Below are 12,318 nucleotides of genomic sequence, written 5' to 3'. Positions count from 1 at the left end.
AGGTCAGCGAGGTACGCGCGGGTACGGCAGGTCGGTGCTGGTGTGTTCGGTCACGGCCAGCGGACGTCCGATCTGCGGGAACGCGCGCTGAGGGCACGCGGGCCGCTCACACACCTTGCACCCGGCCCCGATCGGCACCGCCACGTGTGGATCGTCCAACTGCAGCCCCTGTGAATACACCAGCCGGTCGGCGTATTCGATATCGCAGCCGAGCCCGATGACGAAGTTCTTCGACGCCGCCCCGAACCCCTGCGCGGCGGCGGGGGTGGTGCGCGCGATCCACAGATACCGGCGCCCGTCGGGCATCTCCGAGACCTGGGTGAGGATGCGGCCGGGGTGTGCGAAGGCCTCGTGGGTGACCCACAGCGGGCAACTGCCGCCCACCCGGGAGAAGTGGAACGCGGTGGCGGACTGCCGTTTCGAGATATTGCCCGCCCGATCGGTGCGCACCAGGAAGAACGGCACCCCGCGCTGACCCTGCCGCTGCAGGGTGCTGAGCCGATGGCAGACCGTCTCGAAACCGACCTCGAAGCGCAGCGCGAGCAGGTCCACGTCGTAGCGCAGTTCCTCGGCCGAGCGCAGGAACCGCCCGTAGGGCAGGATCAACGCCCCGGCGAAGTAGTTGGCCAGCCCGACCCTGGCCAGCGTGCGGGATTCGCCGGTGAGCGCTCGGGATTCGGCGAGCACGTTGTCGATCTCGCGGCCGTAGAGCAGCAGACCGAGAGTGGTCGCGATCTGGAAGGCACGCTGCCCCGGGCGCAGTCGCCTGGCCAGCGTGAGGGTGCGGGTATCGGGGTCGTAGTGGCGTTTCGGGATGGCCGGGTCGGCGCCGTCGCCACGTACCAGCACCGTGACGCCCGCGCGTTCCTCGGCGATCCTGGCCAGCTGACGATCCAGCGAGCCGATGCTCAGCCCGGATTCCTCGAACAGTTGCTCGGCGGCGTGGTCGAGGGTCGAGATGTGGTTGCGATGGTCGTAGAAGAAGTCGCGCACGTCCTCGTACGGCATGGGGGTGCCCGGCGCGCCCGCGGGCGTGTCGACGCGCGAGGACAGCAGGTCGAGCTGGTCGGTGGCCGCGCGCAAGCGCCGGTGCATCGCGATCACGATGCGCGCCACCTCGGGCAGCCTGGTCGCCAGTTCCTCGACCTCGGTGATCGGTGCGGTATCGCCGCCGCCTGCGGCTTCGACCAGCACCTCGTGCAGGTCCGAGACCAGCCGCGCATCGGAGTCGGCGGCGAAGAACTGCACGTCGAGGTCGAAGGTCGAGTTGAGTTTCAGCAGAACGGGAATGGTCAGCGGACGCTGATCACGCTCTAGCTGATTGAGATAGCTGGGTGAGAGGTCCAGCGATTTCGCGAGCGCTGCCTGGGTCATCCGCCGTTCTTCGCGCAGCCTTCGTAGCCTGGCCCCCGCGTACATCTTCCGCACGTCGCAGATCCTAACGCGAGCTGTTCGCAATGTTTGCTGAAAGTGGCGAATGCCTCGGGAGAAGTCCAGTGCTGCAAGGGATTTTACCTGTGACTACCCGTGCGTAACATGCGAAGGAGTAGGCGGGGGCATGAGAAAGTTTCGCTCGCGACGACGGAATCATCGCCTGCGGCGACTGTGCGGTCCCGCGTGTTTGCCGGGAGAAAATCACCATAGCGCTTCGGTATCACTGATTCGAGGCTGATCGAAAATCTTCGCAATAGTTGCTGATCTGTCGTCCATCGCACACAAAAATACGCTTGTTCAGCCTATATCCGGTGGTTGCTCCGATGCGTAGCGTGCGAATCATGGCTGGGATCGACCGGCTGGAATCGGAGGATCAATGAAAACCCATATCGTGCGCAGCGTCGGGGCCGCCGAGGACTTCCCGCGGTCGCAGCATCTGGCCATGTTGATCGCGGAGGTAGCTGCCGATCCGGTGGCGGTCGCCGGCGAGGTCACCGAGATGATCGTGAACCGAATCATCGACAACGCCGCGGTGGCCGCGGCGTCGGTGCTGCGCGGTCCGGTCCGCACCGCCCGCGCGCAGGCTTCGGCGCATCCGCTGTCCGCCGCCTCGTCACGCCACGGCGCCACCGTGTTCGGACTGCCCGGCGCGCAGCGTGTTTCGCCCGAGTGGGCGGCATGGGCGAACGGGGTCGCGGTGCGCGAGCTCGACTTCCACGACACCTTTCTCGCGGCGGAGTACTCACATCCGGGCGACAACATCGCGCCGATTCTGGCCGTCGCCCAGCACGCGGGGTGCGGCGGCGCCGAGCTGATCCGCGGTCTCGCTACCGGCTACGAGATCCAGATCGACCTGGTGCGCGCCATCTGCCTGCACGAACACAAGATCGACCACGTCGCTCACCTCGGCCCGTCGGCCGCCGGGGGCATCGGTACCGTGCTCGGGCTCGATCCCGAAACCATCTATCACGCCGTCGGCCAGGCGCTGCACACCACGACCGCGACCCGGCAGTCACGCAAGGGTGAGATCTCCAGCTGGAAGGCGTACGCGCCCGCGTTCGCCGGGAAGATGGCCGTCGAGGCGGTCGACCGGGCGATGCGCGGTGAAGGTGCGCCCGCGCCCATCTGGGAGGGCGCCGACGGAGTGATCGCATGGCTGCTCGGCGGCACGGACGCCGAGTACCAGGTGCCGCTGCCGAGTCCGGGCGAGGCCAAGCGCGCCATCCTGGACAGCTACACCAAGGAGCACTCGGCCGAGTACCAGAGCCAGGCCCCGATCGATCTCGCGCGTCGACTGCGCGACCGGATCACCGATACCGCCCGCATCGCCTCGATCGTGCTGCACACCAGCCATCACACGCACTCCGTGATCGGCACCGGATCCGGCGACCCGCAGAAGTTCGATCCGCACGCCAGCCGCGAGACCCTCGACCACTCGCTGCCCTATATCTTCGCGGTCGCCTTGCAGGACGGCACCTGGCACCACGAGCGCTCCTACGCGCCAGAGCGTGCCCAGCGGCCCGACACCGTGGCGCTGTGGCGCAAGATCGCCACGGTCGAGGATCCCGAGTGGACGCGCCGCTATCACGCGACCGATCCGGCCGAGAAGGCCTTCGGCGCCCGCGCGGTGGTGACCCTGGACGACGGTGAGGTGATCGTCGACGAACTGGCGGTCGCCGACGCGCATCCGCTGGGCGCGCGGCCGTTCGCGCGCGAGCAGTACCTCGAGAAGTTCCGCGTCCTCGCCGACGGTGTGGTCACGCCCGCCGAACAGGACCGCTTCCTCGATGCCGCCCAGCGCACACCGGAACTCGGCGCCGGTGAGCTCGATCGGCTGAGCTTCGCGGTCGACCCCGCGCTGTTCGACCGGCTGCCCGCCGCGCGGGAAGGGCTGTTCTGATGACTGTTTCGGGACTGCTCGCCGCGCACACCACCGCCGCGCAGAAGCGCGCGACCTTCCGTACCGGGCTGGCTTCCGGTCGGCTGCAACGGCTGCCCGGAGCGGTGAACCCGCTGGTGGCCAAGCTGAGCCAGGAGATCGGGTTCGAGGGCGTCTATGTGTCGGGCGCGGTGATCTCGGCCGAGCTCGCCCTGCCCGATATCGGTCTGACCACGCTCACCGAGGTCGTCGAACGTGGCCGACAGATCGCGCGCGCCACCGATCTGCCCGTTCTCATCGATGCCGACACCGGCTTCGGTGAACCGATGAACGCGGCCCGCACGGTGACCCTGCTCGAAGACGCCGGCCTGGCCGGATGTCATCTCGAGGATCAGGTCAATCCGAAACGATGCGGACACCTCGACGGCAAGGCCGTCGTCGACACCGCCGAGATGGTGCGCCGCATCCGGGCAGCCGTGGCGGTGCGTCGCGATCCGGATTTCGTGATCTGCGCCCGTACCGACGCGCGCGCGATCGAGGGTCTCGACGCGGCGATCGAGCGGGCCAGGGCCTATGCCGACGCGGGCGCGGATCTGATCTTCACCGAGGCGCTGGCCGAAGAAGCCGAGTTCGCGAAGTTCCGGGCCGCGGTAGATATCCCGCTGCTCGCGAACATGACCGAATTCGGCAAGACCCCGCTGCTGAGCGCGCGGACACTGACCGATCTCGGCTACAACGCGGTGATCTACCCGGTCACCACGTTGCGACTGGCGATGGGCGCGATCGAGGACGGGCTGCGCGAGATAGCGACGGCTGGAACGCAATCGGCGCTGCTGGACCGCATGCAGCACCGGTCGCGGCTCTATGAACTGCTCGGCTACCGGCACTACAACGAATTCGACTCCGGCATTTTCGATTTCACGGTGAGTGAGTGAGCATGACCAGTGGACAAGCAACGCCCTCCGTCATCGCCAAGGGCCTGGCCGGGGTGGTGGTCGACACGACGAGCATCTCCAAGGTGGTCGCCGTGACCAACTCGCTGACCTACCGCGGCTACCCGGTGCAGGACCTGGCCGCGCGGTGCGGTTTCGAGGAGGTCGCCTACCTGCTGTGGCACGGCGAACTCCCTGACGACGGCCAGCTGCAACTGCTCTGCCAGCGAGAACGCGCCCAGCGCCGGATCGACCGGTCGGTGCTCGCGCTGCTGGAGAAGATGCCCGACACCTGCCACCCGATGGACGCGGTCCGCACGGTCGTGAGCTACCTGGGCACCGAGGACGCCGCCTCGGAAAGTGAGAGTGAGCGCGAAAGACTGGACGCCGCACTGCGATTGACCGCTCTGCTGCCGACGGTGATCGCGACGGCGATGCGCAGGCGGCGCGGGCTCGACCCGATCGCACCGCACTCCCAGCTCGGCTTCGCCGAGAACTTCCTGTACATGTGCTTCGGCGCGGTTCCGGAACCGCGGATCGTGCGCGCGTTCGAGATCTCCCTGATCCTCTACGCCGAGCACGGGTTCAATGCCTCGACCTTCGCCGCGCGCGTGGTGACCTCCACCGGCTCGGATATGTACAGCGCGATCACCGCGGCGATCGGCGCTCTGAAGGGTCGCCTGCACGGCGGCGCCAACGAGGCGGTGATGCATACGATGCTGGAGATCGCTGATCCCGCGCTCGCGAAGGTCTGGGTCGCCGAAACACTCACCGCCAAGCGCAAAGTGATGGGCTTCGGGCATCGCGTGTATCGCAACGGTGACTCCAGGGTGCCGACCATGAAGGCCGCCCTCGACGAAGTCGCGGCGGTGACCGGTGGCCAGCGGTGGGTTCGGATGTACGACGAACTCGCCGCCGCGATGGACGACAAGACCGGCATCGCGCCGAATCTCGACTTCCCCGCGGGACCGGCCTACTACCTGATGGGCTTCGATATCGAGATGTTCACGCCCATCTTCGTGATGAGCCGGATCACGGGCTGGACCGCGCATATCGCCGAGCAGTCGGCCGCCAACGCGCTGATCCGGCCGCTGTCGGAGTATCGCGGCGTGGCGCAGCGCCCGGTTCCGGGCGCCCGGGCGAGCTGAGTCGCCGACCACACTGCCCCGGACGGAGATCTTCGTCCGGGGCAGTGTGGTCTATGGACTGATCCGGTCGGTCAGCGCAGTGCCGCGGCTGCCGTCACCAGATTTCGCAGCGACGCTTCGACCTCCACCGGTCCGCGAGTCTTCAGTCCGCAGTCCGGGTTCACCCAGAGGCGCTCGGCCGGAACAGCTTTCAATGCCGCCGACAGCGAGGCCGTGATCTCCTCGACCGACGGCACCCGCGGCGAGTGGATGTCGTAGACGCCCGGCCCGACGCCGAGCGCGAAACCGGCCGCGTTCAGATCGTCGAGGACCTCCATGTGCGAGCGCGCCGCCTCGATCGAGGTGACATCGGCGTCGAGGCCCGCGATCGCCGAGATGACCTCGCCGAACTCCGAGTAGCACAGGTGGGTGTGTACCTGGGTGGTGTCGGCGACCCCGGCGGTAGCCAGACGGAACGAATCCACCGACCACTGCAGGTACGCGGGCTGTTCGGCGGCACGCAGCGGCAGCAGCTCGCGCAGGGCCGGCTCGTCGACCTGGATGATCCGTGTGCCCTGGGCTTCCAGGTCGACGGTCTCGTCCCGGATGGCGAGCGCGACCTGGCGGGCCGACTCACCCAGCGGCTGGTCGTCGCGGACGAACGACCACGCCAGGATGGTCACCGGGCCGGTGAGCATGCCCTTGACCGGCTTGGTGGTCAACGACTGGGCATACCCGATCCAGGACAGCGTCATCGCCTCGGGCCGGGTCACATCGCCGAACAGGATCGGCGGGCGCACGCAGCGAGTGCCGTAGGACTGCACCCAGCCCGCGTCGGTGACGGCGAAACCGTCGAGCAGTTCGGCGAAGTACTGCACCATGTCGTTGCGTTCGGGTTCGCCGTGCACCAGCACGTCGAGACCGAGCTTTTCCTGCAGGGTGATCACGTCGGCGATCTCGGCCCGCATCCGCTGGACGTACTCGGCCTGGTCGATCTCGCCCTTGCGCAGCGCGGCGCGGGCCAGCCGGATGGCGGAGGTCTGCGGGTAGGAGCCGATGGTGGTGGTCGGCAGCACCGGCAGGTCGAGGTGATCACGCTGCAGGGCGCGACGATCGTCGGCGGGGGAGCGGGTCAGGTCGTTCTCGTCGAGCGCGGCCAACCGGGCCCTGACCTGCTCGTTGTGCAGCCGCGGGTCGGTCCGGCGTGAGTCGGCGGCGGCGCGGGCCGCGGCCAGTTCGTCGGCGACGGTGTCGACACCCGCGGTGAGCGCGGTGGCCAGGACGCGCACCTCGTCGACCTTCTCTGCGCCGAAGGCCAGCCATGAGCGCAGCCGCTCGTCCAGTCCGGTCTCGGGGGCCAGCGAATACGGCACGTGCAGCAGCGAGCACGAACTCGACACCGCCACCGCGTCGGCGCTGCCGAGCAGCGTGCCCAGGGTGCCGAGGACCGCGTCGAGGTCAGCGCGCCAGATATTGCGGCCGTCGACCACGCCTGCCACCAGCAGTTTGCGAGCGAGGGCGGGCAGCGCCGCGACCGTCGAGAGATCGGCGCCCGCGGTGAAATCGAGAGCGACACCTTCGATCTCGGTCTCGGCCAGCACCGCCAGGGCGGCATCGGGGTGTCCGAAGTAGGTGGCGACCAGGATCGCGGGCCGGTTCTGCGCGGCTGACAGCGCGCTGTAGGTCTGGCCGACCAAGGCGATCTCCGCCTCGGTCAGGTCGGTGACCAGCACCGGCTCATCGATTTGTACCCACTGCGCGCCCGCGTCCGCCAGCTGGGCCAGCAGGTCGAGGTACAGCGGCACCAGCTCGGGCAGACGCTCCAGCGCGGCACCGCCGGCGGCCTTGGCCAGCTTCAGGAAGGTGATCGGACCGATCACCACCGGACGCGCGGGGACGCCGAGCTCGATCGCCTCGTCGAGTTCGGTCAGCAGCTTGCCGGGATGCAGGGAAAAAGTAGTGGCCGCGTCGATCTCGGGCACCAGGTAGTGGTAGTTGGTGTCGAACCACTTGGTCATCTCGAGCGGAGCGACCGTGTCGGTGCCGCGCGCGGCCGCGAAATAGCGGTCGAGCGGATCGGCGATTCCGGCGACGCGCGGCGGTAGCGCGCCGAGCAGTTCGGCGGTGTCGAGCATCTGGTCGTAGTAGGAGAAGGTGCCCACCGGCACCGAATCGAGTCCCGCCGCGGCCAGTTCGGTGAGCTGGGCTCGACGGAGCTGCCGACCGACCGCGTGCAGGTGAGCGGCATCGGCGCGGCCCGCCCAGTAGGACTCGGTGGCGCGCTTGAGTTCCCGGTTCGGGCCCACTCGCGGTAGGCCGAGAACCGTTGCGGTGAAAGGGGTGTGCGAAACAGTCACGGAGATTCTCCAGTGTCGTGCAGGGAGAGCCGTCGCCTTTCCGCGGGCGCACGCCACAGGACCGGACACGTCGCGACAGGTACGACAGGTCGGCATCGGTGGTCCGCGCGCCCGATCCACGAGGCGGTGGCCGCCGGATACGGCGTATCCGGCACAGTCGGCAGGTCTTCGGACTCGCGGGCACCGGTCGTGTGATCGACCGACCTACTGGCCGTCGCTTCCCAGGCATGCTGCCCAGTGCTGATGACGGCGGTCGTTCCTGCTCACCGCTGCGGGACAGTCCCGGATTCTCACCGGGTTCCCTCTCACCCGGTGCGGAACATGATCCGCACCCGGGTTTCGACGCCTACGCGGGAGGTCGGGGCTCCGACTCTTCCACCGCGCGGGCGAACCAGCTGCGCCCTCAGCATAGGCCCACATTGGGGGGCGCGGGACACCGCCCCGTGGCCAACAGGGCCGTGACCTGCGGTTGCGCCGAGGTCGACCGCGCGCACCGCGAGCGGCTCCGCACGGTGAGATGTGACGGCCTGATGAACGCAACTTCGCAGGTGGGCGGGTGTGCGGTGTGAAGATTGCTGCGAAGCCACCTTGCGTGTCCGACGCCGCCTCACGGCCGGGTACCGTAAGCAAATGTTCTCGAAAGTCTTGGTCGCAAATCGTGGTGAGATCGCTATCCGTGCCTTCCGCGCGGCCTACGAACTCGGCATCGGAACGGTCGCGGTGTTCCCGTACGAGGATCGCAACTCGGTGCATCGCCTCAAGGCGGCCGAGTCCTACCAGATCGGCGAAGAGGGCCATCCGGTTCGCGCGTATCTGTCGATCGAGGCGATCATCGAGGCCGCCAAGAGCGCGGGCGCCGACGCGATCTACCCCGGCTACGGCTTCCTGTCGGAGAACCCCGACCTCGCCGCGGCCTGTGCCGCCGAGGGCATCACCTTCATCGGCCCCACCGCCGCGATCCTCGAGATGGCGGGCAACAAGGCCACGGCCATCGAAGCGGCCAAGGCGGCCGGGCTGCCGACGCTGAAGTCCAGCGCGCCCTCGGCCGATATCGACGAATTGCTCACCGCCTCAGCCGAACTCGAATACCCGATCTTCGTCAAGGCGGTCGCCGGTGGTGGTGGTCGCGGCATGCGCCGGGTCGCCACGCCCGAGCTCTTGCGTGAGTCGATCGAAGCGGCGTCGCGGGAAGCGGAGTCGGCGTTCGGTGATCCGACGGTGTTCCTCGAGCAGGCCGTGGTGAATCCGCGCCACATCGAGGTACAGATCCTGGCCGACCAGCACGGCAATGTGATGCACCTGTTCGAACGCGACTGTTCGCTGCAGCGTCGCCACCAGAAGGTGATCGAGCTCGCGCCCGCTCCGAACCTGTCTCCCGAACTGCGCGAACGGATCTGCGCCGACGCGGTGGCCTTCGCCCGCCAGATCGGCTACATCAACGCGGGCACCGTGGAGTTCCTGCTCGACGAGCGTGGCAACCACGTGTTCATCGAGATGAACCCGCGCATCCAGGTGGAGCACACGGTCACCGAGGAGATCACCGACGTCGACCTGGTGCAGTCGCAGCTGCGGATCGCGGCGGGGGAATCCCTCGCAGACCTGGGCCTGAGTCAGGAGACGGTGCAGATCCGCGGCGCCGCGCTGCAGTGCCGCATCACCACCGAGGACCCGGCCAACGGGTTCCGCCCCGACACCGGCCGCATCACCGCCTACCGCACGCCGGGCGGCGCGGGCATCCGCCTCGACGGTGGCGCGAACCTGGGCGCCGAGATCGGCGCCTACTTCGACTCGATGCTGGTCAAGCTCACCTGCCGTGGTCGTGACCTGCCCGCCGCCGCGGCACGCGCTCGTCGCGCGCTGGCCGAATTCCGTATTCGCGGCGTGACGACCAACATCCCGTTCCTGTTGTCGGTGCTCGACGATCCCGATTTCCAGGCGGGCCGGGTGACCACCTCGTTCATCGACGAGCGTCCCGAGCTGCTCACTTCGCGCGGGTCAGCCGACCGTGGCACCAAGATCCTGACCTATCTGGCCGACGTCACCGTCAACAAGCCCAACGGCGACCGCCCGACCACGGTGTACCCCTACGACAAGCTGCCCGCCGTCGACCTGACGCTGCCGCCGCCGGACGGCTCGCGCCAGCGACTGATCGCCCTCGGGCCGGAGGGTTTCGCCCGCGCCCTGCGCGAGCAGAAGGCGCTCGGCGTCACCGACACCACCTTCCGGGACGCGCATCAGTCCCTGCTGGCCACCCGCGTGCGCACCAACGGTCTGCTCGGTGTGGCGGGACACGTCGCGCGACTGACCCCCGAGCTGCTCTCCATCGAGGCGTGGGGCGGCGCGACTTACGATGTGGCACTGCGGTTCCTGCACGAGGACCCGTGGGAGCGCTTGGCGGCCCTGCGCGAAGCCGTGCCCAACATCTGCCTGCAGATGCTGTTGCGCGGTCGCAACACCGTCGGCTACACGCCCTACCCCGAACAGGTCACGCGCGCGTTCGTTTCCGAAGCCGCCACGACCGGTATCGACATCTTCCGCATCTTCGACGCGCTCAACAACGTCGACCAGATGCGTCCGGCGATCGATGCGGTCCGCGAAACCGGTACCGCCGTCGCCGAAGTCGCGCTGAGCTACACCGGCGACCTGCTCGACCCGAACGAGTCGCTCTACACCCTCGACTACTACCTGAAGCTGGCCGAGCAGATCGTCGACGCGGGCGCGCACGTCCTCGCGATCAAGGACATGGCCGGTCTGCTGCGCGCCCCCGCGGCCGCGAAACTCGTGACCGCGCTGCGCAGCAACTTCGATCTGCCGGTGCACGTGCACACCCACGACACCCCCGGTGGACAGCTGGCCACCTACCTGGCGGCGTGGCAGGCCGGAGCCGACGCGGTCGACGGCGCGTCCGCGGCGATGGCGGGCACCACGAGCCAGCCCGCGCTGTCGGCGATCGTGGCCGCCACCGCGCACACCGAGCACGACACCGGCCTGAATCTGCAGAACGTGTGCGATCTCGAGCCGTACTGGGAGGCGCTGCGCAAGGTCTACGCGCCGTTCGAGTCGGGCCTGCCCGCGCCGACCGGGCGCGTGTACACCCACGAGATCCCGGGTGGTCAGCTGTCGAACCTGCGTCAGCAGGCCATCGCGCTCGGCCTGGGCGACCGGTTCGAAGAGGTCGAGGCCAAGTACGCGGCCGCCGACCGGCTGCTGGGTCGTCTGATCAAGGTGACCCCGTCGTCGAAGGTGGTCGGTGACCTCGCGCTGGCGCTGGTCGGTACCGGCGTCGATATCGAGGACTTCGCCGCCGACCCGGGCCGCTACGACATCCCCGACTCGGTGATCGGCTTCCTGCGCGGCGAGCTCGGCACCCCCGCGGGCGGCTGGCCCGAGCCGTTCCGCAGCAAGGCGCTGGCCGGGCGCAACGAACCCAAGCCCGAGACCCCGCTGAGCCCAGCCGACCAGAAGGCGCTCGACGGCTCCTCCGACGAGCGCCGCGCCACGCTGAACCGGCTGCTGTTCCCCGGCCCGACCGCCGAGTTCAACACCCACCGCGAGAAGTACGGCGACACCACCGGGCTGTCGGAGAACCAGTTCTTCTACGGCCTGCGCCGCGGCGAAGAGCACCGCGTGCAGCTGGAGAAGGGCGTCACCCTGCTCATCGGCCTCGAGGCGATCTCCGAGCCCGACGAGAAGGGCATGCGCACGGTCATGTGCATCATGAACGGGCAGTTGCGCCCGGTCGCGGTGCGGGACAGGTCCGTCGCCTCCGAGGTGCCCGCCTCCGAGAAGGCCGACAAGAACAACGCAGGCCACATCGCGGCGCCGTTCGCCGGTGTGGTGACCCTGGCGGTGTCCGAAGGCGACGAGATCCACGCCGGTGACACCGTCGGCACCATCGAGGCGATGAAGATGGAAGCCGCCATCACCGCGCCGCGCGGCGGCGTTGTCGGCCGGATCGCGACCGCCAAGGTGCAGCAGGTCGAGGGCGGCGACCTGCTGGTGGAACTGGTCGCACGCGAGTCGGAATGACACGCATCGTCGCGGGCGTGGCGGGCGGGCGGCGCTTGAAGGTGCCGCCCGCGGGCACCCGACCCACTTCCGATCGGGTGCGCGAAGCCCTCTTCAGCGCGATCGATGCCCGCCTCGATCTGGACGGCACGCTGGTCCTCGACCTGTACGCGGGCTCGGGCGCACTGGGTCTGGAAGCGCTCTCGCGCGGGGCCGAACAGGCGTTGCTGGTCGAGTCCGACCGCAAGGCGGCCGAGGTGGTGCGCGCCAATATCGCCGAGCTCGGTCTGCCCGGTGCGGAACTGCGGCTCGGCACGGTCTCCTCGGTGCTGAAGCAGACCGCGCCGAGGGCCTACGACGTGGTGTTCTCGGATCCGCCGTACGACGTGAGCACCGAGGACGTGATCGCCGACCTCGCCGCCCTTGCGAACAACGGCTGGCTCGCGCCCGACGCGCTGGTGGCGGTGGAGCGGTCCAGCCGTTCCCCCGAAATCACGTGGCCCACAGGCTATGTGGCGTTGAAGGTGCGCAAGTACGGGGAGACCAGGGTCGAGCTCGCCGAGTTCGGTGCTAGCGTCTGA

The 12,318-nt window shown here is 68.6% G+C and carries 7 protein-coding genes and 1 riboswitch; of the genes, 5 read left to right on the top strand and 2 right to left on the bottom strand.

What is annotated here, in order from left to right:
- Nucleotides 1-3: 3 nt before the first annotated feature.
- Nucleotides 4-1,428, bottom strand: a complete 1,425-nt coding sequence (locus OHS03_RS19855) for a short-chain fatty acyl-CoA regulator family protein (protein ID WP_174551967.1) — start codon at nucleotides 1,426-1,428, stop codon at nucleotides 4-6.
- Between the two features lie 382 nt (nucleotides 1,429-1,810).
- Here OHS03_RS19855 and OHS03_RS19850 point away from each other — a divergent pair, with 382 nt between their 5' ends.
- The 3 genes from OHS03_RS19850 to OHS03_RS19840 are packed head-to-tail and all read left to right on the top strand — an operon-like array spanning nucleotide 1,811 to nucleotide 5,393.
- Nucleotides 1,811-3,334, top strand: coding sequence for an MmgE/PrpD family protein (locus OHS03_RS19850; protein ID WP_328656120.1), 1,524 nt, complete (start codon nucleotides 1,811-1,813; stop codon nucleotides 3,332-3,334).
- Nucleotides 3,334-4,248, top strand: coding sequence for a methylisocitrate lyase (gene prpB, locus OHS03_RS19845; RefSeq protein WP_328656118.1), 915 nt, complete (start codon nucleotides 3,334-3,336; stop codon nucleotides 4,246-4,248). Before OHS03_RS19850 ends, prpB begins: the two co-directional genes overlap by 1 nt.
- A 2-nt stretch (nucleotides 4,249-4,250) precedes the next feature.
- The gene (locus tag OHS03_RS19840) at nucleotides 4,251-5,393 is read left to right on the top strand and encodes a bifunctional 2-methylcitrate synthase/citrate synthase (RefSeq protein ID WP_328656116.1); all 1,143 of its coding nucleotides are present in this window, start codon (nucleotides 4,251-4,253) and stop codon (nucleotides 5,391-5,393) included.
- A 71-nt stretch (nucleotides 5,394-5,464) separates the two neighbouring features.
- Here OHS03_RS19840 and metE read toward each other — a convergent pair whose 3' ends face one another.
- Complete coding sequence (gene metE / locus OHS03_RS19835) at nucleotides 5,465-7,729, bottom strand: 5-methyltetrahydropteroyltriglutamate--homocysteine S-methyltransferase (RefSeq protein WP_328656114.1); 2,265 nt, start codon at nucleotides 7,727-7,729, stop codon at nucleotides 5,465-5,467.
- Between the two features lie 142 nt (nucleotides 7,730-7,871).
- Nucleotides 7,872-8,057, bottom strand: a riboswitch (cobalamin riboswitch).
- 302 nt (nucleotides 8,058-8,359) lie between these two features.
- Here metE and OHS03_RS19830 point away from each other — a divergent pair.
- Both OHS03_RS19830 and rsmD read left to right on the top strand, forming a co-directional pair.
- On the top strand, nucleotides 8,360-11,758 hold the full coding sequence (locus OHS03_RS19830; protein WP_328656112.1) for a pyruvate carboxylase: 3,399 nt from the start codon (nucleotides 8,360-8,362) through the stop codon (nucleotides 11,756-11,758).
- Nucleotides 11,755-12,318, top strand: a complete 564-nt coding sequence (rsmD, locus tag OHS03_RS19825; RefSeq protein WP_328656111.1) for a 16S rRNA (guanine(966)-N(2))-methyltransferase RsmD — start codon at nucleotides 11,755-11,757, stop codon at nucleotides 12,316-12,318. Before OHS03_RS19830 ends, rsmD begins: the two co-directional genes overlap by 4 nt.

The sequence above is a fragment of the Nocardia salmonicida genome (assembly GCF_036142455.1).
GTDB classification, from domain to species: domain Bacteria; phylum Actinomycetota; class Actinomycetes; order Mycobacteriales; family Mycobacteriaceae; genus Nocardia; species Nocardia salmonicida.
This window is presented reverse-complemented; position numbering and strand designations above follow the sequence as displayed.

Excerpts from the sequence above, each read along its gene's own strand:
- prpB (WP_328656118.1), top strand. The coding sequence starts at position 3,334 with ATGACTGTTTCGGGACTGCTCGCCGCGCACACCACCGCCGCGCAGAAG.
- OHS03_RS19830 (WP_328656112.1), top strand. The coding sequence starts at position 8,360 with ATGTTCTCGAAAGTCTTGGTCGCAAATCGTGGTGAGATCGCTATCCGT.
- OHS03_RS19850 (WP_328656120.1), top strand. The coding sequence starts at position 1,811 with ATGAAAACCCATATCGTGCGCAGCGTCGGGGCCGCCGAGGACTTCCCG.
- OHS03_RS19840 (WP_328656116.1), top strand. The coding sequence starts at position 4,251 with ATGACCAGTGGACAAGCAACGCCCTCCGTCATCGCCAAGGGCCTGGCC.
- rsmD (WP_328656111.1), top strand. The coding sequence starts at position 11,755 with ATGACACGCATCGTCGCGGGCGTGGCGGGCGGGCGGCGCTTGAAGGTG.